General features: G+C 67.9%; 20 protein-coding genes. 12 read left to right on the top strand and 8 right to left on the bottom strand.

Annotated elements, in window-relative coordinates; all coding sequences use genetic code 11:
- Positions 1-8 precede the first annotated feature (8 nt).
- Positions 9-1,049, bottom strand: coding sequence for a LacI family DNA-binding transcriptional regulator (locus AB0M15_RS33960; RefSeq protein ID WP_363827703.1), 1,041 nt, complete (start codon positions 1,047-1,049; stop codon positions 9-11).
- A 128-nt stretch (positions 1,050-1,177) separates the two neighbouring features.
- On the opposite strand from AB0M15_RS33960, the gene AB0M15_RS33955 reads away from it, so the two are divergent.
- Positions 1,178-1,765: a histidine phosphatase family protein gene (locus AB0M15_RS33955; protein WP_363827700.1), complete on the top strand. Its 588-nt coding sequence runs from the start codon at positions 1,178-1,180 to the stop codon at positions 1,763-1,765.
- Positions 1,766-1,781: 16 nt separating this feature from the next.
- The gene (locus AB0M15_RS33950) at positions 1,782-2,168 is read left to right on the top strand and encodes a hypothetical protein (RefSeq protein ID WP_363827697.1); all 387 of its coding nucleotides are present in this window, start codon (positions 1,782-1,784) and stop codon (positions 2,166-2,168) included.
- A 51-nt stretch (positions 2,169-2,219) separates the two neighbouring features.
- Here AB0M15_RS33950 and AB0M15_RS33945 read toward each other — a convergent pair whose 3' ends face one another.
- Positions 2,220-2,765, bottom strand: a complete 546-nt coding sequence (locus AB0M15_RS33945) for a TetR/AcrR family transcriptional regulator (RefSeq protein ID WP_363827695.1) — start codon at positions 2,763-2,765, stop codon at positions 2,220-2,222.
- A gap of 88 nt (positions 2,766-2,853) precedes the next feature.
- On the opposite strand from AB0M15_RS33945, the gene AB0M15_RS33940 reads away from it, so the two are divergent.
- Positions 2,854-3,288, top strand: coding sequence for a DUF4267 domain-containing protein (locus AB0M15_RS33940; protein ID WP_363827692.1), 435 nt, complete (start codon positions 2,854-2,856; stop codon positions 3,286-3,288).
- Here AB0M15_RS33940 and AB0M15_RS33935 read toward each other — a convergent pair.
- The gene (locus AB0M15_RS33935) at positions 3,214-4,005 is read right to left on the bottom strand and encodes a GNAT family N-acetyltransferase (RefSeq protein ID WP_363827689.1); all 792 of its coding nucleotides are present in this window, start codon (positions 4,003-4,005) and stop codon (positions 3,214-3,216) included. The genes AB0M15_RS33940 and AB0M15_RS33935 overlap by 75 nt on opposite strands.
- A gap of 41 nt (positions 4,006-4,046) precedes the next feature.
- Positions 4,047-4,463, bottom strand: coding sequence for an NUDIX domain-containing protein (locus AB0M15_RS33930; RefSeq protein ID WP_363827686.1), 417 nt, complete (start codon positions 4,461-4,463; stop codon positions 4,047-4,049).
- Positions 4,464-4,705: 242 nt separating this feature from the next.
- Between AB0M15_RS33930 and AB0M15_RS33925 the strand changes: the two genes are divergently transcribed.
- The 7 genes from AB0M15_RS33925 to AB0M15_RS33895 all read left to right on the top strand — a co-directional run bounded on the left by AB0M15_RS33925 (position 4,706) and on the right by AB0M15_RS33895 (position 10,226).
- Positions 4,706-5,590, top strand: a complete 885-nt coding sequence (locus AB0M15_RS33925) for a PHP domain-containing protein (RefSeq protein WP_363827684.1) — start codon at positions 4,706-4,708, stop codon at positions 5,588-5,590.
- The gene (locus tag AB0M15_RS33920; RefSeq protein WP_363827681.1) at positions 5,587-6,204 is read left to right on the top strand and encodes a MarC family protein; all 618 of its coding nucleotides are present in this window, start codon (positions 5,587-5,589) and stop codon (positions 6,202-6,204) included. The genes AB0M15_RS33925 and AB0M15_RS33920 overlap by 4 nt, the downstream gene beginning before the upstream one ends.
- Positions 6,204-7,103, top strand: a complete 900-nt coding sequence (locus tag AB0M15_RS33915; protein ID WP_363827678.1) for a PD-(D/E)XK nuclease family protein — start codon at positions 6,204-6,206, stop codon at positions 7,101-7,103. Before AB0M15_RS33920 ends, AB0M15_RS33915 begins: the two co-directional genes overlap by 1 nt.
- 123 nt (positions 7,104-7,226) lie before the next feature.
- Entirely contained in the window at positions 7,227-8,069 is an 843-nt protein-coding gene (locus AB0M15_RS33910; RefSeq protein WP_363827675.1) for an alpha/beta hydrolase, read from the top strand.
- A complete protein-coding gene (locus AB0M15_RS33905; RefSeq protein WP_363827672.1) occupies positions 8,066-8,905 on the top strand; it encodes an alpha/beta hydrolase in 840 nt (279 codons plus the stop codon). The genes AB0M15_RS33910 and AB0M15_RS33905 overlap by 4 nt, the downstream gene beginning before the upstream one ends.
- 182 nt (positions 8,906-9,087) lie before the next feature.
- On the top strand, positions 9,088-9,918 hold the full coding sequence (locus AB0M15_RS33900; RefSeq protein ID WP_363827669.1) for a hypothetical protein: 831 nt from the start codon (positions 9,088-9,090) through the stop codon (positions 9,916-9,918).
- On the top strand, positions 9,915-10,226 hold the full coding sequence (locus AB0M15_RS33895) for a hypothetical protein (RefSeq protein ID WP_363827666.1): 312 nt from the start codon (positions 9,915-9,917) through the stop codon (positions 10,224-10,226). Before AB0M15_RS33900 ends, AB0M15_RS33895 begins: the two co-directional genes overlap by 4 nt.
- On the opposite strand, the gene AB0M15_RS33890 is transcribed toward AB0M15_RS33895, so the two are convergent.
- From AB0M15_RS33890 to AB0M15_RS33880, 3 genes are read right to left on the bottom strand one after another with little or no spacing between them, the layout of a single operon-like run.
- On the bottom strand, positions 10,203-11,168 hold the full coding sequence (locus tag AB0M15_RS33890; protein WP_363827663.1) for an ATP-binding cassette domain-containing protein: 966 nt from the start codon (positions 11,166-11,168) through the stop codon (positions 10,203-10,205). The two genes, AB0M15_RS33895 and AB0M15_RS33890, sit on opposite strands and share 24 nt — an antisense overlap.
- Before the next feature lie 3 nt (positions 11,169-11,171).
- Entirely contained in the window at positions 11,172-11,999 is an 828-nt protein-coding gene (locus AB0M15_RS33885) for an ABC transporter permease (RefSeq protein WP_363827660.1), read from the bottom strand.
- Positions 11,992-12,789 carry an ABC-2 family transporter protein gene (locus AB0M15_RS33880; RefSeq protein WP_363827657.1) on the bottom strand — a complete coding sequence of 266 codons (798 nt, stop codon included), beginning with the start codon at positions 12,787-12,789 and terminating at the stop codon, positions 11,992-11,994. The genes AB0M15_RS33885 and AB0M15_RS33880 overlap by 8 nt, the downstream gene beginning before the upstream one ends.
- A gap of 294 nt (positions 12,790-13,083) precedes the next feature.
- Here AB0M15_RS33880 and AB0M15_RS33875 point away from each other — a divergent pair, with 294 nt between their 5' ends.
- On the top strand, positions 13,084-13,590 hold the full coding sequence (locus tag AB0M15_RS33875) for an RNA polymerase sigma factor (protein ID WP_363827654.1): 507 nt from the start codon (positions 13,084-13,086) through the stop codon (positions 13,588-13,590).
- Complete coding sequence (locus tag AB0M15_RS33870; protein WP_363827651.1) at positions 13,587-14,651, top strand: hypothetical protein; 1,065 nt, start codon at positions 13,587-13,589, stop codon at positions 14,649-14,651. The genes AB0M15_RS33875 and AB0M15_RS33870 overlap by 4 nt, the downstream gene beginning before the upstream one ends.
- 194 nt (positions 14,652-14,845) lie before the next feature.
- Here AB0M15_RS33870 and AB0M15_RS33865 read toward each other — a convergent pair whose 3' ends face one another.
- Entirely contained in the window at positions 14,846-15,703 is an 858-nt protein-coding gene (locus AB0M15_RS33865) for an alpha/beta hydrolase (protein ID WP_363827648.1), read from the bottom strand.
- Positions 15,704-15,806: the final 103 nt, after the last annotated feature.

The raw sequence follows: 15,806 nt of genomic DNA, 5'->3' as shown, positions 1-15,806 counted from the left end.
GTTTCTCCTCAACCGGTTGATCGTGTTGCCTTTGTTTCCCCCGGTCCTGTGCCGCAGCTGCCCCGCAGCACAAGTTCAGTTCCCAGTACGTCGTTACGCGCCCGGGTCCGCTCCCCGGTGATCCGTTCGTGCAGTCGCTGAGCCGCCAACCGCCCCAGCTCAGCCATCGGCTGCCGCACGGTCGTCAGTCCCGGCATCACGTACCGAGCCGCCATCACGTCGTCCCATCCGGTCACCACGACCTCGTCCGGTACGACGACGGCCCCGTCCCCCAACGTCTTGAGAATCGCCAACCCCAACTCGTCGTTGGCACAGACCAGTCCGTCGACCTCAATGTTTGCCTCAAGCAACTTGCTGGCATAGGCCTCACCAGCCGTCTCCGTCAGCGGCACCCGCTCCGGCTTCGGTACCTCCAGTCCGCGAGACCTGAAGGCGGCGGAGAATCCGACGTAACGCTCGGACACGTCGTACGAGCTGTCTGGGTCACCGACGAACAGCAGCTTCTGTCGCCCGTGCTCCAGCAGCCGGCTCGTCAACTGCTCGGCGCTCGACGCGCTCTCGCTGCGGACCGAGTCGCAGCCGGTCACCGGCGGGTGCGCGACCAGTACGATCGGAACGTTGGCCCGCCGCAGGTCGTGGACCACCGGCAGCTCGAGAGCATTGCCATGGACAACTATTCCGTCGACCCGGCTGGCCAGATCGCGAATGGTGCGGGACGGATCCGGGTTGCCGTGGGTGACGGTCAGGATGACGCTCTGGCCGTGTTCGCCGGCCCAGCGCTCGTATCCCATCAGCAGGTCGCCGTAGAACGGGCCGGCCAGGTCGGGCAGCACGAGCCCGTGCGCCTCATGACGTTGCACCGCGAGGCTGCGGGCGGCCCGCAGCGGAACGTAGTTCAGCTCATGCGCCGCCTGGTCGACCCGGGCCCTGGCCTTCGCCGACACCGGCCCGGTCCCTTGCAGGACACGCGAAACCGTCGCGATCGACAGCTTCGCCAGCGCCGCGACGTCGTAGATCGTCGCGGGCTTGCTGGTCGGGCCGGATGCCATCCGCGATCCTCCTCGGGTCGGTGCGCGGTGAAAGTGGAAGCGCTTACAGTTTTCGACTTTGCCCTGTCCCGATGCTGTTGGTCAAGGGCTCGTCGCGGGTGGATCGCCATTTCTGCGACGATGTCCGGGTGAGCACACACGCAGAGTCAGCGGAGCGGAAGGACCGGCTCTGGCTGGTCCGCCACGGCGAGACGGAGTGGAGCAAGTCAGGGCGGCACACGTCCACGACGGACCTGCCGCTGACCGCGGAGGGCGAGCGGATCGCGGCGTCGCTGACCGAGCGGCTGGCCGTCCACGACTTCGACCTCGTCCTCACCAGCCCGCGGCAGCGGGCCCGGCGGACAGCAGAGCTGGCCGGTTTCCCGAAGGCCGAGATCGACGACGATCTGGTCGAGTGGGACTACGGCGACTACGAAGGCATCACCACCGCGGACATCCGCAAGACCGTGCCTGGCTGGACAGTCTGGGCCGATCCCGTACCCAACGGCGAAACCCCCGCCCAGGTCTCGACCCGCCTGGACCGAGTCAACTCCCGGATAGCCGCGGTGGACGGCGACGTCCTGGTCTTCGGCCACTCCCACGCCCTCCGAGCCCTGACCGCCCGCTGGCTGGAACTGGACGTCACCGAAGGCCGCCACTTCGTCCTCAACACAGCCACCATCTCAATCCTCGGCTGGGAACGAGGCTCCCCAGCCATCCACCAGTGGAACGCCTGACCGCCACACTGGAGCCATGCCCCGCAAGCTGCTCAGCCTGGTAGCCCTCACCGTCGCCCTCGCCGCCTGCGACAACCGCATCAACTGCAGCCCCTGTGGACCGCCGGGGCAGATCGAGGTGTCAGCGTTGCGAGCCGGCTCGACCTCGGTGTGGGTCTGCCTTGACGATGCTTGCAGTGGACCGGTCGCGCTGAAGTCGGACAGATCGACGGTATGGATCGGTCGCGAGATCTATGACGCGAAGTCGGTCCGGCTGCAGGTGTATCGCGGTGAGCGGCTGACGGATACGTTCGGTGGCTCGGTCAGCCTGCGCCGACCGTCAGGCAAGGGCTGTGGCTGTGGTGAGTCGATCCGGCTCGCTCCTGCCGGCGGCGTGCTCCAGCGAGTCGACGGAACACGCTGACCACCCGATCGCTTGAGCCGGCCGACCGTAAGCGGCCGCCGATCGGGTGGGTCAGCCGGTGATCAGGGCTATCAGGCGGTTGACTCGGTGGTGTTGGTGGTCGGGCCGGAGGCGGGAGCCGGCTTGCAGAGTGGCTAGACCGTGGAGTGAGCTCCAGAAGAGTTCGGTGAGGGTCTCGGTGTCGTCCTTGGCGAAGGGTGCGACGCCGGCCTGCAGGGACTGGAAGGCTGCGCGCAGGCTGGGTGGGATGTCGCCGGTGGCGAAGGTCAGCTCGGTGGGGCGGACGAACATCGCCTGGTAGAGCGCGGGATGCTCGGCGGCGAACGACAGGTACGCGTCTGCCAGACCGCGCAGCCCGGTCGCCTTCTTCAACTCGACGCCGAGTTCTTCGATGCCCTCGAGCGCGACCGCGGCCGCGATCGCATCCATGTTCTTGAAATGGCTGTAGAGCACCGGCTGGCTGTACTCGACCTTGTCGGCCAGTTTGCGGGTGGTGACCGCCTCCCAGCCCTCCGCCTCGGCTAGCTTCCGGGCGGCCGCGACGATCAGGCGGCCGCGCTCCTGGCGCGCCTTCGCTTTCCTCTGCTCAGCTGGCATGTGGTGATCCTAGCACTGCTAGACAAACTAGCGGCGACAGTGTTAGCGTCGCTATGAAAGCTAGCAACGCTAGAAATTGGAGCCTGAGATGTCCCTTCGCCGTATCACCACCATCCTCACCGTCGTCCTCGCGCTGGCGCCGATCACCTTCGGACTGAACTTCCTGCTCAACCCGCTGGGCGCCGCGAGCGGGTTCGGCATCGACCCCTGGCCGACCGGCAACGCTGGCGGCTACTACCTGGTCAAGGCCGGTCGCGACCTCTTCATGGGTCTCAACCTGCTGGTCCTGCTCGCGCTCGGTCAGCGCCGCGCGACCGGCATCGCGATGGCCCTCGTCACGCTCGTCCCGGTCGTCGACATGATCGCCGTCCTCACCCACGGCGGCTCAGTCGCCACTGCGCTCGGCATCCACGGCCTGACCGCCCTCATCGTCGCGGCGGTGGCCGTCCTACTCCTCCGGGAGCGCCCACTCGTACAGGTGGACGGCGCAGAGCTCCCGAAATCCGAGGCCCGCATAAACTGACCGGCCGGCGGGGGACGCCCCCAGTACGGCGTACTCCACACCTGAGTCCCGCGCGTCCCGTAGTACGGCGGCCGTGATCGCAGCGCCGATCCCGCGCCGCCGGGCCTCGGGCACAGTCATCACGAAGTACAGGCCCGCGACACCGGCCGCCAGGAACACGGTCGCGGTGGCAACCGGTTCATCCTCGAGATAGCCGACGTAGTGCCGCCACGGATCGGCAAGCCCGAGTCGCCAATAGACCGAAGTCACCCACTCTGCTTCCTTCACCCCTTCCCCGAAGCCCTGACCCAGCGTCTGGGCCCAGACCGCCAGCTGATCGACCTCTGCCAGCCGCTCGACCCGCAGCCCGGCCACCTCCGCCTCACGCAACTCAGCGAGCCGGAGGGCCATACCTGGCTCAGGCCCGCCATACGAGAAGCCGCCGGCCACCAACCGCTCCCCAAGATCCAGCGGCCGCATCGACGGCCCGACATGCCAACACCCCGGTACGCGGAGTTCCTTCAGTTCTTCCAGGGATTCCGCGATCAGCCGATCCGCCGCGTCGCCGTCGTCGACAGCACAAGAAACCACTGCGTTGTGATAGTCGAGCGGCGATCCACCCAGAGTCCAGCGCACCCCGTCAGCAGACCGCTGGCGCCCACCGCCGGCCGCTCCCATCGTGAGCAGCAGCTCGGCCGTGTTGTCCTCGATCGCCCGGACCAGCTCCGCGTCGTCCATGCCCGCCAGTCTCCGCCAACCGGTCCAGGTGTTCGACCTGTTTACCCCGGCAGGGCGTTCCATTGGGCCAGCGTCGAGGCGAGCAGCGTCGCGGTCGGGAGGTTCTCGAACTCCTCGCGGTTCACGAATCGCGCGTCCAGCGCGTCGTCGCCGGCCGCCAGCGTGCCACCGACCGACTCCGCCTGGTAGTCGCGAATCACGTACAGCTTGCCGTTCGGGGCGTCCCGCTCGACCTCGCCGACGAACTCGCCGACCTCGACCCGCAGCCCCGTCTCCTCGGCTACTTCCCGCGCCACCGCGGTCGGATCGTCCTCACCCGGCTCGACCCGCCCACCCGGCAACGACCACAGCCCGCGCCCGGGCTCGTTGGCCCGCTGAATGACCAGCAGCCGGTGCTGCTCGTCGTACACAAGAGCCCCGACACACTCCACGCGCTCGGCCTCCGGCGGATGTTCCATGTGGAAAACGATAGGGCTTGTGCGCCGTGTCGGCGGTTCCGTTGCGCTACCGGCGCCCAGGCACGCACCTCACGGCAGCGGAGGAACGGCCACGATGGAAAAACATCGAGGCCATTCCTCCGCCACCGCGAGGCACGCACCTGGACACCGCTATCGCTAACGGAACCGCCGACACGGCGCACCGGGCAAGCACCGATAGCATCACTGCTGACAGTTGTCCAGAGAAGGGATCCCGATCACTCGTGCGCATCGACCTGCACACCCATTCGAACCGCTCGGACGGCACCGACCCGGTCGACGTCCTGATCGCACACGCGAAGCGGGACGGCCTGGACGTGATCGCGCTGACCGATCACGACACGGCCGACGGCTGGGGCGAGGGCCGCCGTGCCGCCGAGGACCTCGGGATCGGTTTCGTGCCGGGCATCGAGATCTCCTGCAAGCTGAACGGCATCAGCGTCCACCTGCTCGGGTACCTCCCCGACCCGTCGTACCAGCCGCTGGCCACCGAGCTCGCCACGGTCCGCGACGGGCGTACCGACCGGATCCCGTCGATCGTCGCCCGGCTCAACAGCATGGGCGTCGCGCTGACCGTCGACGAGGTGCTGGCCCAAGCCACCGGTACGCCGTCGGTCGGCCGCCCGCACGTCGCCGACGCCCTGGTCGCCAACGGCACGGTCGCGAACCGCAGCGAGGCCTTCGACCGGTTCCTGGCCGACGGTCGTCCGGGGCACGTCTCGCACTACGCGATCGAGCCCGGCCACGCCATCGACCTGGTCCGCGAAGCGGGCGGCGTACCGGTGATCGCCCATCCGTGGGGCCGTTCGAGCTACAAGGTGATGGACGCCGAGCGGATCGGCCAGCTCGTCGATGATCACGGCCTGGCCGGCATCGAGGTCGACCACCAGGACCACTCGCCTGAATCCCGTACTGCGCTGCGCGCGATCGCCAACGACCTCGGCATCATCTACACCGGGTCGAGCGACCACCACGGCATCGGCAAGATCGACCACGAACTGGGTGTGAACACGACCGAGCCGGAGCAGTTCCAGCGGCTCCTCGACGTCGCCAAGTCGAACGCGGCGGCCGCCCCCGGCGCGACGGTGCCCGAGGCCTACCTGCCGTGAACAGCGTCATCAACCTCTCGCTGCTCAGCTCGGTCTTCGTCACGCTGTTCGTGATCATGGACCCGCCGGGCACCGTGCCGGTGTTCATCTCGCTGACGGCCGGGCAGTCGCGCGCGGTCCGGAAGAAGGCGGCGTGGCAGGCGGTCCTGGTCGCCTTCGGCGTGATCGTCGCGTTCGCTGCCTTCGGTCAGCAGATCCTCAGCCACCTGGGCATCTCGCTGCCGGCCCTGCAATGCGCGGGCGGTCTGCTGCTCCTGCTGATCGCCCTGCAGTTGCTGACCGACACCGCCGAGGACCCGGTCCAGACGAAGAACGTGAACATCGCCTTCGTCCCGCTCGGTACGCCGCTGCTCGCCGGTCCCGGCGCGATCGTCGCCACCATGGTGTTCGTCCAGCAGGCCGACGGCAGGCTGCGCGATGTGGTCGCGATCTCGGTCGGGATCGTGCTGATCCACCTGGTGATGTGGCTGACGCTGCGGTTCTCCGGGCTGATCATGCGGGTGCTGGGGGAGAACGGTGTTCTGCTCGTCACCCGGATCGCGGGTCTGCTGCTGAGCGCGATCGCGGTACAGCTGGTGGCGGATGCGGTGACCGACTTCATCAAGGCGGGTTGATGAGCGACACCCTGCCGGGGATGCCGACGAAGCTGTTCGTGGCGACGCCGACGAAGCTGCTCAACTTCGCCGACTGCAAGCGGAAGTACCGGTACACGTACCTCGAGACGCCGCGCCCGCCGAAGGGGCCGCCGTGGGCGCACAACACCGTCGGCGGAATCGTGCACGAGGTGCTGGCGGAGTTCTTCGGACGGTGGCCGGCGTCCCGGCGTACGCCGGACGAAGTCGTCGCCAAGATGCGCTCGAGCTGGCGGCAGGAGGGATTCCGCGACGAGCAGCAGGCACTCACCTGGCGCGAACGCTCCACGGAGATGGTCCTCGGCTACCTCCGCGACAGCGACCCGTACTACGAACCGCTCGGGGTCGAGCGCACTGTCGCCTTCACCACCGAGCGCGCCAGCCTGCGCGGGCGCGTGGACCGCATCGACGAACGCCCCGCCCGCGACGGCAGCGGCGGGACCGAGCTGGTCATCGTCGACTACAAGACCGGCCGTCACCCGCTGACCAGCACGGACGCGCGATCATCGCTGGCCATGGCGCTCTACGTGCTGGGAGCTCGACGCGTTCTGCGCCGGCCGTCGACGCGGGTCGAGTTGCATCACCTGCCGACCAACACCGTCGCCGCGGCCGACCACGACGATGCCTCGCTGGCCCGCCACCAGCGTCGCGCCGAGTCGATCGCGGACGACGCCGCGGCGGCCGAGGCGCGTTGGCACAGCGGGCTCACGCCGGCCGAGGCCGACGAGCACTTCCCACCCGAGCCGTCCGCATTGTGCGGCTGGTGCGACTTCGCCCGGATCTGCCCGCAAGGCCGCCGAGTCGCCGCACCACGAGACCCCTGGGCCGCCCTCGAAGGCACCGACACGGACGCTGTCGAGCCGGTGGCTGAGGCGGGCTGACGCCGCTGGCACGGTCGGCCGGCTCATGCCAGCCGGATGTGCGCGGCGTACCAGCGCTCTTCAGCAGTCTGTAGTCACCACCTTTCGAAGCGAGGGGTGGCTGCTGACCCGAGGGGTGACTGGATGACCGTCAAGACCGTCGGCCGGGTGGCTGTGCCCGGCGCCGCGCTGTACTACGAAACGACCGGCACCGGCCCGGTCCTGCTGCTGATCGCCGGGGGCGGTACCGACACGGCGGTGTTCGACGGCATCGTGCCGCAGCTCGCCGCGCAGTACACGGTCGTCGCCTACGACCCGCGCGGCAACTCGCGCAGCCCGTTCGACGGTGAGCCGGTCGACGAGCGCGTCGACGTCGCCGCCGAGGACGCGCTGGCCGTGCTCGACGCGGTCGCCGGATCCGAATCGGCGTACGTGTTCGGCAGCAGCTCCGGCGCGATCACCGCGATGGAGCTACTGATTCGCCACCCGGACCGGATCCGGCTGGCGATCGCCCACGAGCCGCCGGCTGTCGAACTGTTGCCGGAGGCAACCGAAGCGCGCGCGTTCTTCCGCTTGGTCTACGACACCTACCGGCACGACGGGCGGCAGGCAGCGGACAAACTGTTCCTGGGCGGGATCGGCATGAGTGAGGACGACCAGCTGCCGCCGACCGAGGAGCTGCCGCCGGAGTTCCGCGAGGTCGCCGAGCGGATGGACGCCAACAGTGAAATCTTCTACGCCCACAAGCTGCTGCCTTTCACGAGCTGGGTGCCCGACGTTGCCGCGCTGGTAGAGCTGGAAGACAAGTTCGTACCGGCCGTAGGCAGCGAATCATCGAAGGTCCTCCCCGCCGAACCCATCCTCGCGCTGGCCGACCGCGTCGGCTGGGACGTCGTCGCGTTCCCCGGTGGACATGGCGGCTATGCCACTGACCCATTCGAATTCGCAACGCTGCTGCAGCGCGTCCTGACGGGATCCCTACGATGACCGCCCGCACCCTCAACCGACTCCCGGTCCCCGGCGCCACGCTCCACTACGAGGTCACCGGCACCGGCCCCCTGCTCCTCCTCATCGCCGACGGCGACAGCGACGCAGGCGCCTTCGACAGCATCGTCGGCCCCCTGGCCGCCACGCACACGGTCGTCGCCTACGACCCCCGAGGCAACTCCCGCAGTCCGTACGCCGCCGAGCCAACCGGCGACGTAGTAGCAACCTCAACAGCAGACGCCTTGGCCCTCATCGACCTACTCTCCCCAACTGCCCCCGCGTTCGTCTTCGGCACCGGCACCGGCGCGATCACCGGCCTCGACCTGATAACCCACCACCCAGACCGCGTGCGCATGCTTGTAGCCCACGAACCCCCGTGCGTAGAACTGTTGCCAGACGCAACCGATGCCCGAGCCTTCTTCGAAGACGTCCACGAAACCTACCTCCGAGAAGGCGCCCCGATGGCCCAACTCCTCTACGCCGGCGGCACCGGCCTGGACGAGGACGACCTCCCCGCCCCCGAGGACCTACGCCCCGAATACCGCGACCTCCTCAACCGCACCCAAACAAACCTGAAAACCTACTTCGCCCACAAACTGATCCCCTTCACCACCTACCACCCCGACCTCCCCGCCCTCCTCCCACACACCAACAAAATCGTCCCCGCCGCCGGCCGCCAAGCCGCCGCCCACCTCCCCGCCCGCCCCATCTCCATCCTCTCCACCCACCTAGGCTGGCCGGTCGTAACCTTCCCCGGCCCCCACACCGGCTACGCCAGCCACCCCACCCCCTTCGCCACCCTCCTAACCCAAGTCCTGGAAGCCGAACTCACGTAGCCCAAAGAACAAGAGCGAAGAACAAGAGCAAAGAACAGTGCGCCTGTCGGCGTGTGGTTGACGAGGTGCCGCGCGCGCAGGTCGCTGACCTCGGCAGAAGTTATCCACAGATCCGGAAACACCACCCACCGCCCCCTTCCCACTGACTACGGTCGAATCATCGACCGAAGCAAGGGGAAGAGATGCCGCCCACCTCACCCAACCTGGACGGGCTCCCAGAGCCCCGCGAGTTGCATGCGCGGTTCTCGGCTGAGTATCCGTTGGATTGGGGGGAGCCGCTCTGGACTACCGCGCAGATCGCGGCGGAATACGGAGTACGGGCAACCAGGCGGGCGTTGCTTCAGCTGGAGGGGATCGGGTGGCGGAATGCCGCGGCGACGAAGGAGTTGCTCGGTTCGGTCGCGGACGGCGCGAAGCTGTATCAGTTGGAGCGGCGGATCAAGTCGCCGCAGTCGTTGGCGCGGAAGCTCAAGAAGCAGATCGGTGGTAACCGCCGGGAACCGTCGATCGAGGATCTGCAGCGCTACACGATGATGACCGGCGATCATCTGCGCCTGGTCGACTTGCTGAAGGAGACAGCCGCACGGCTCCAGGACCGTGGCTGGGAATTGCAGCGCATCCGCAACTCGTACGTGCCCGGCAGTCGGTACAAGGGAATTCACCTCGACACCCACGACCCGCGGGGGCAGCGCATCGAGGTCCAGGTGCACTCGGCGGCGTCGCTCGCCGTCAAGGAGGCGACTACCAAACCGTACGAGGTCGAGCGTGACGAGCGGCGCTCGAAACCTGAGCGGGAACTGGCACGAGGCGAATGCATCCGGCTTTCGGAGAGCCTACCCACGCCGCCCGGGCTCGATCGGTTGGTCGAGCTCGGCGGCTGTCCGGTCACCGTCCGCGGCTATGGTCTTGACCGTAACCCGGATCGACCGAACGCAACCACGAGTCCACACCAGTCCAGCGATCGCCGTCAGGGCGTTGTGCGGCGGGCCGACAGGAAAGGTCAGGAGCTATGAGTCTCTATCTGGTCAAGGAAGCCGACAGATTCGTCTGGGTGGCGGCACTGATCGGCGAGGACATCTACACCTACGTTCCGGACACCGGCAAGTTCCATCGCAATGAGGGCCTGCGCGAAGACTTCTTCATGGCCCAGGACCTGCACTACGAACGGGTGACCGTCAGCAAGGCCAGAGCGGTGATCGACGCCGGTCTCGAACCACTGGACGAAGAACTGATGGGCGACCACCTCGACGACTGGCGCCGAGACGCCGAAGCGCTCACCCCAGAGCAGGTCTTCGCATCACACGTCGCTGATCTTGCCTGAGGTGGCGTAGAGGCGGGCGATTATTGATTCGATGGTGGGGTCGGAGATGGAGAGGTCGACTAGGGGGTAGGAGGCGGCGATCTGGGCTACCAAGGGGGCCGCGCTGGTGGTGGGTGGGAAGGTCAGGTGTTGGCGGGGGCCTTCGGTTTTGGTGACTGTGGTGCCTGGGATGTTGATCGGGGGGAGGGAGGTGGCTAGGTCGACGATGAGGGTTCTTGGGGCTGATTGGCTGGAGCGGAGGACGTCCAGGGTGCCGTCGAAGACCTGGTGGCCGTGGTCGATGACCATGACTCGGGAGCAGAGGGCTTCGATGTCGTCCAGGTCGTGGGTGGTGAGGATGATGGTGGTGCCGCGTTCTTCGTTGACCTGGGCCAGGAATTCTCGGAGGCGGGCTTTGCTGATGATGTCCAGGCCGATGGTCGGTTCGTCCAGGTAGACGATCTCGGGGTCGTGGAGGAGGGCGGCGGCGATGTCGCCGCGCATGCGTTGGCCTAGGGAGAGTTGGCGGACGGGGACGTCCAGTAGGTCGCCCAGGTCCAGGAGTTCTACGAAGGTGGCGAGGTTCTCGCGATGGCGGGCGCGGGGGACGCCGTACATCTTCTGGAGGACGGCGAAGGAGTCCTTCAGGGGGAGGTCCCACCACAGGGTGGTGCGTTGGCCGAAGACCACGCCGATCCGGCGAGCGAGCCGTAGGCGGTTGCGGGACGGGTCTACGCCGGCGACGCGGATCGAGCCGGCGGTGGGGACCAGGATGCCGGTGAGCATCTTGATCGTGGTGGATTTGCCGGCGCCGTTCGGGCCGATGTAGCCCATCACCTCGCCGGGCTCGACGCTGAAGGTCAGTCCGTCGACGGCCCGCACCTCCCGCCGGGTACGCCGGAGCCCGACCCGGCTCGACACCGTGAAGGCGCGGGACACGTTGGAGAGTTCGATCACTGACACGGTTCAGCTCCCTGTACTGCGGTAGCGGCGAAGCCCGCCGCGCCAGGCCAGCGACGCCACCGTGATCATCACGACGGCGACCAGCGGCGCGAGCAGGCCGACCCAGGACGGCAGCCCCAGCGGGGCGGGTTTGCCCAGCACGTAGAGCACCGGGTAGTAGTTCACGAAGGCCAGCGGGACCACGAAGGTGACGGCCCGGACGATGTTCTTACCGAAGATCGACAGCGGGTACTGGGTGAGCTGCTGCCCGCCGTAGGTGAACGAGTTCGCCAGCTCGGCCGAGTCGATCGAGATGAACTGGAACGCCGCGCCGAGCACGAAGATGCAGGCGAAGATGATCGTCCCGGTCAGCATCGACACCACCAGAACGATGCCCTTGGCAACGGTCCAGTCGAGCGGCAAATGCCATACCGCAAGCACGAGGATGATCGACGCCTGCAACGGTCGGCCGAGTCGCCGCAGCGCGAAGTTGTCGGTGATCGCCTGGATGAAGGCCGGCGCCGGCCGGACCAGCCAGACATCCAGCTCACCGGTACGGATCCGCTGCCCGATCCGCTCGATCGACCCGGTGAGCAGATCGGCCAGCCCGAGGGCGGCGGACGTCGTACCGTAGAGCAGCGCCATCTCGGCCAGGCTGAAGCCGCCGAAGGACTCGATGTGGCTGAACATCAGCAGCACCGCCCCGAAGTCGCCCACCGTGATCAGCGCCGTGCTGACCAGGTTCAGCAGGAACGACATCGGGTAGACCATCGACGACCTGATCCACATCGTCACCAGCATCCAGTACTGCCCCGGCCAACCGAATGCCCTGTGAAGCAACGACTCATCCACCAGCGATCACCACCTTCCGGGTCGCGAACGAAGTGGCCAGCCACCCGGCCATCCCCAGCAGGACGATCCACAGCAACTGGAAGCCCACAGCAGAAACCAATCCACCCGGATTCCGCCCCAGCCAGACATCGATCGGCACCTGCAGCGTCGCGGCCCAAGGAGTCGCCCGAGCCACTGAACCGATCCACCCCGGGAAAACCACCAGCGGCAAAGTCGCTCCGGAGAAGAACAGCGACAGCACCAGCGCCGCCGCCTCGGTACCGCGCGAGTCGGTGATCCAGAACCCGGACAGCGCAACCAGGTACCTGACCCCGAAACTCACCAGCACGGCCAACGCCAGCGACACCGCCACAGCCAGCCACTGCACAGCCGACGACGGCCAACTCAGATCGAAGACCAGCGCACCGACGAGCAACGGCAGCCCACCCCGGGCCAGCAACTGGAAGACAGCCCGCCCCGCGTCGACCGACATCCACCAGATCATCAGCCGCGTCGGCCGGTACAGATCGACTGCGATCTCACCGGACCGGACCCGTTCGCCGAGCTCGATCGTGGTGGTCGCGCCGAAGATCCCGACCGGCATCAGCAGGCCCTGCTGGAGCCAGACGAAGGTGAGCGCGTCGGCCGCGTCGTACCCGCCGAGGCCGGGCCGCGCGTGCCACAGGGTCAGATAGACGCCGCAGAAGATGAAACCGAACACTGTGTTGGTGAAGGTACCGGACAAGGTGGCGATCCGGTACGTCGAGAACCGGCGGAACGACCGCACTGCGATCGCCCAGTAAACGCCCACGAAACCCCCTTCGGATCAGTCCAGGGATGTCCGAACAAGGTCAGTGGCACACGCGGAACCGCCCCCGATCCGGGATGGGCGGGGGGTTCGGACACCACTGTGCAGGCGCGCCGAAGCGCACCCGTTTGTCAAGGCAAGAAACGCGACGGTACGCCGGGCCGCCGGGTACGGTCAACTCAATTGAGCCACGGCTGTGACGCAGCAAGGCCATGACCTGGCCCGCCCGGTCTCGTTGACCTTGCCGGAGGGCCCCAACCGGACGGCTGTTCCCGGGGTAGACAAGGTATGCCGACGATGACGAACGAGCCGGTACCGGCGCAGGCCCCGCCCGCGGACGGGGCCGGGTTCGTCGAGTGGGTGCGGCCGCACCTGCCCGCGATGGCCAGGCTGGCCGCGCGGCTCGCGGTCGGCGCCGACCGCGACGACATCGTCCAGGAAGCACTCACCCGGGCCTGGATCAAACGCGACCAGTACGACGGAACCCGCGGCACCGCCTCGTCCTGGCTGCTCGCGATCACCGCGGACCAGGCTCGTAAGGCGGTCCGCCGGCTGCGGCCGGTCGCTGAACTGGTGGAGCACGACGAGGCCGTGGCCCGGCCTGACGTCGAGGGACAGGTCGACGTCAACCAGGCGCTCGGCACCTTGTCCGCCCGGCAGCGGCTGGCCGTCGACTGCTTCTACTTCGCCGACCTGTCGATCGCCGACACCGCGGCAGTGATGGATTGCTCCGAAGGCACCGTCAAGTCAACTCTTTCCGACGCGCGGGCCCGCCTGCGCTCCCTGCTGGAGGTCAGCGAATGAACCCGACCGACAAGGTCGACGACCTGCTGGCGGAGGCCGGCGCCCAGTGGCGCGCGACCCAGCCGTCGCCCCCCGAGCCGGACCTCGACCGGATCATGAGCAGCAAAAGCAGCCCCAAGCGCCGCTGGCTGATCCCTACCCTGGCCGCGGCCAGCGTCGCCGCGATCGCCACCGCCGCGCTGATAATCCCGGATCACGATGAACCGGCCGTTGCCCCACCGGCGACCGGCCCGACCCCGATGCTCGCCCAGGGCAGCGCCGCGGCGGGCAAGCCCACCGCGGACGACCTGCTGGTGCGTAACGGCGACAAGGTCGAGGTGAACGGCGACATCATCGCCGCTCCCGGCAAGGACGCGATGTACTGCCCGGTCGAGGCGACCAACCTGCCGCTGATCGACCCGGCCACCCAGCCGGCGCCGAGCTGCGACGGGAGCGGTGTCAAGCTGATCGGCCTCGACCCGGCCAGGCTGACCGGCGCGAAGCTCGTCAAGGGGGTCAGCGTCGGCCAGGCGCACGTGGTCGGGGTCTGGAAGGACAAGACGATCACGGTCGAGCAGCAGACGGCGTACCTGAAGCCACCACCGTGGAACCCGGACGCGATCGCCTGCCCGGCGCCGGCCGGCGGCTGGCCGTCGAAACCGAGCAACTTCACGTCGACGCCGGTGCAGAACTTCCTCGATGCCCGCAAGGACGAGATCTCCGGGACGCGGCTCAAGTACCCCGCCGGACGGAGCCGGAAGGCGCCGGTGGTGATCGCGATCGGCGTCGCGCACGGTGACCTGGCCGCCTTCCGGAAGACGTTCGAGACGATCTACCAGGGCAATCTCTGTGTCTACCGGGCCAAGGTCAGCCTGACCGACAACTACCGGATCACCGATGCCGTCACCGACCTGATGGTCGGCCGGAACGATCTCGGCATCACCTCCGGCGGCGGGCAGGGGCCCGACGACGGCACCGTCCCGATGGACCTGCTGGTGCTCGACGAGAAGGCGCGGGACGCCTTCGCCCCGCTCGGACTGGCCAACTTCGAGTTCACCGTCGACGTCCGCCCGGTCCGCTGACGGCCTTTGCCACAAGCAACAACGCGGAGTGGCAAACCGGATGACCTCACGGCTGGGTTATCTTTTCAGCGGGTTAGACAGCCCTGGCGCCCAGACCATCGCCAGGCCTGTTGCACCAGGCCGGCGATTTGAGGACGCGCCGGGCAGCAGCTCCCATTCTGCCCGGCGCGTCGTTACATTCCTTCGGCTCAGCCTCAGCGTTTGTGGAAGAAATCCACCAGCAGGCGAGCAGTCGCGGCCGGCTGATCGATCGCGGGGGAGTGACCGGCGTCCGGAACGACCTGAGCCCGTACGCCGAGCCGCTCGGCCATCTCGTCCTGCACGGCCAGCGGCCAGCCGTCATCCGTCTCGCCGTAGACGACCTGCACCCGAACCCCCGCCTTGGCCAGCTTCTCGGTCCGGTCGTCGGAGTCCATCAACCGCCGGGTGACCGCGGCCAGCCCGGCCGGGGTGTTGCCGGTGAATCGTTTGCGCAGGAAGGCCGCGACGTCGTCGGCCGGCCGCACGTAGCGGGGCTCCTTGACGTCGTGCTCGAGCTTGAGGTCGTACACCTGCTCGATCGGCAGGTTGTCGAGTCCCATCGCGAGCATCTGCAACCCCTGCAGTTTCGCCTCGTCGCTGAACGCGCCCGGCCCCGAGCAGAGCAGCGTGATCGTCGAGAACACGCTCGGATCGGTCAGTACCGCCTCGCGCGCGACCAGCCCGCCGAACGAGTGCCCGACCAGCTGGCTGTAGCCGCCGAGCGCCTTGCTCATCGCCACCACGTCGGCGCCGAACTCGGCCAGCGTGTACGCTGCGGAGTCGTCCGGTCCCGGCGTCTCGTACTGCCCGCGCTGGTCCACCGCGACCGTCCGCCACCCGTAGCGCGCCAAGTGGTGCACCAGCGGCGTGAAGTCCTCTTTGCTCCCGGTCCACCCGGGAACGAGCAGGACGGTGCCCAGCGGGATGCCGACATCCGGCTGGGCCTGGAGCGTCGCGAAGGAGCCGCGATCGGTCTCCAGAGTCGCGGGGTGAACCCCGTCGGGCAGTGTCAGCGTCCGTGGCGTACTCACGTCACCACGGTAGCGGGTCGGCCGGATCAGCCTGAGACCTCAACAATGCTTCAAGTTCAGGCTCGCCCCGGAACACTGGGCGTTCGGCGGTGCGGCACAATGG

Source organism: Kribbella sp. NPDC051718, assembly GCF_040681515.1.
Classification (GTDB): Bacteria; Actinomycetota; Actinomycetes; order Propionibacteriales; family Kribbellaceae; genus Kribbella.
The sequence above is the reverse complement of the archived record's forward strand: the minus strand, read 5'-3'. Positions and strand labels throughout refer to the sequence as shown.

Excerpts from the sequence above, each read along its gene's own strand:
- AB0M15_RS33930 (WP_363827686.1), bottom strand. The coding sequence starts at position 4,463 with ATGGAACATCCGCCGGAGGCCGAGCGCGTGGAGTGTGTCGGGGCTCTT.
- AB0M15_RS33950 (WP_363827697.1), top strand. The coding sequence starts at position 1,782 with ATGCCCCGCAAGCTGCTCAGCCTGGTAGCCCTCACCGTCGCCCTCGCC.
- AB0M15_RS33940 (WP_363827692.1), top strand. The coding sequence starts at position 2,854 with ATGTCCCTTCGCCGTATCACCACCATCCTCACCGTCGTCCTCGCGCTG.
- AB0M15_RS33905 (WP_363827672.1), top strand. The coding sequence starts at position 8,066 with ATGACCGCCCGCACCCTCAACCGACTCCCGGTCCCCGGCGCCACGCTC.
- AB0M15_RS33915 (WP_363827678.1), top strand. The coding sequence starts at position 6,204 with ATGAGCGACACCCTGCCGGGGATGCCGACGAAGCTGTTCGTGGCGACG.
- AB0M15_RS33875 (WP_363827654.1), top strand. The coding sequence starts at position 13,084 with ATGACGAACGAGCCGGTACCGGCGCAGGCCCCGCCCGCGGACGGGGCC.
- AB0M15_RS33910 (WP_363827675.1), top strand. The coding sequence starts at position 7,227 with ATGACCGTCAAGACCGTCGGCCGGGTGGCTGTGCCCGGCGCCGCGCTG.
- AB0M15_RS33895 (WP_363827666.1), top strand. The coding sequence starts at position 9,915 with ATGAGTCTCTATCTGGTCAAGGAAGCCGACAGATTCGTCTGGGTGGCG.
- AB0M15_RS33900 (WP_363827669.1), top strand. The coding sequence starts at position 9,088 with ATGCCGCCCACCTCACCCAACCTGGACGGGCTCCCAGAGCCCCGCGAG.
- AB0M15_RS33935 (WP_363827689.1), bottom strand. The coding sequence starts at position 4,005 with ATGGACGACGCGGAGCTGGTCCGGGCGATCGAGGACAACACGGCCGAG.
- AB0M15_RS33945 (WP_363827695.1), bottom strand. The coding sequence starts at position 2,765 with ATGCCAGCTGAGCAGAGGAAAGCGAAGGCGCGCCAGGAGCGCGGCCGC.
- AB0M15_RS33870 (WP_363827651.1), top strand. The coding sequence starts at position 13,587 with ATGAACCCGACCGACAAGGTCGACGACCTGCTGGCGGAGGCCGGCGCC.
- AB0M15_RS33960 (WP_363827703.1), bottom strand. The coding sequence starts at position 1,049 with ATGGCATCCGGCCCGACCAGCAAGCCCGCGACGATCTACGACGTCGCG.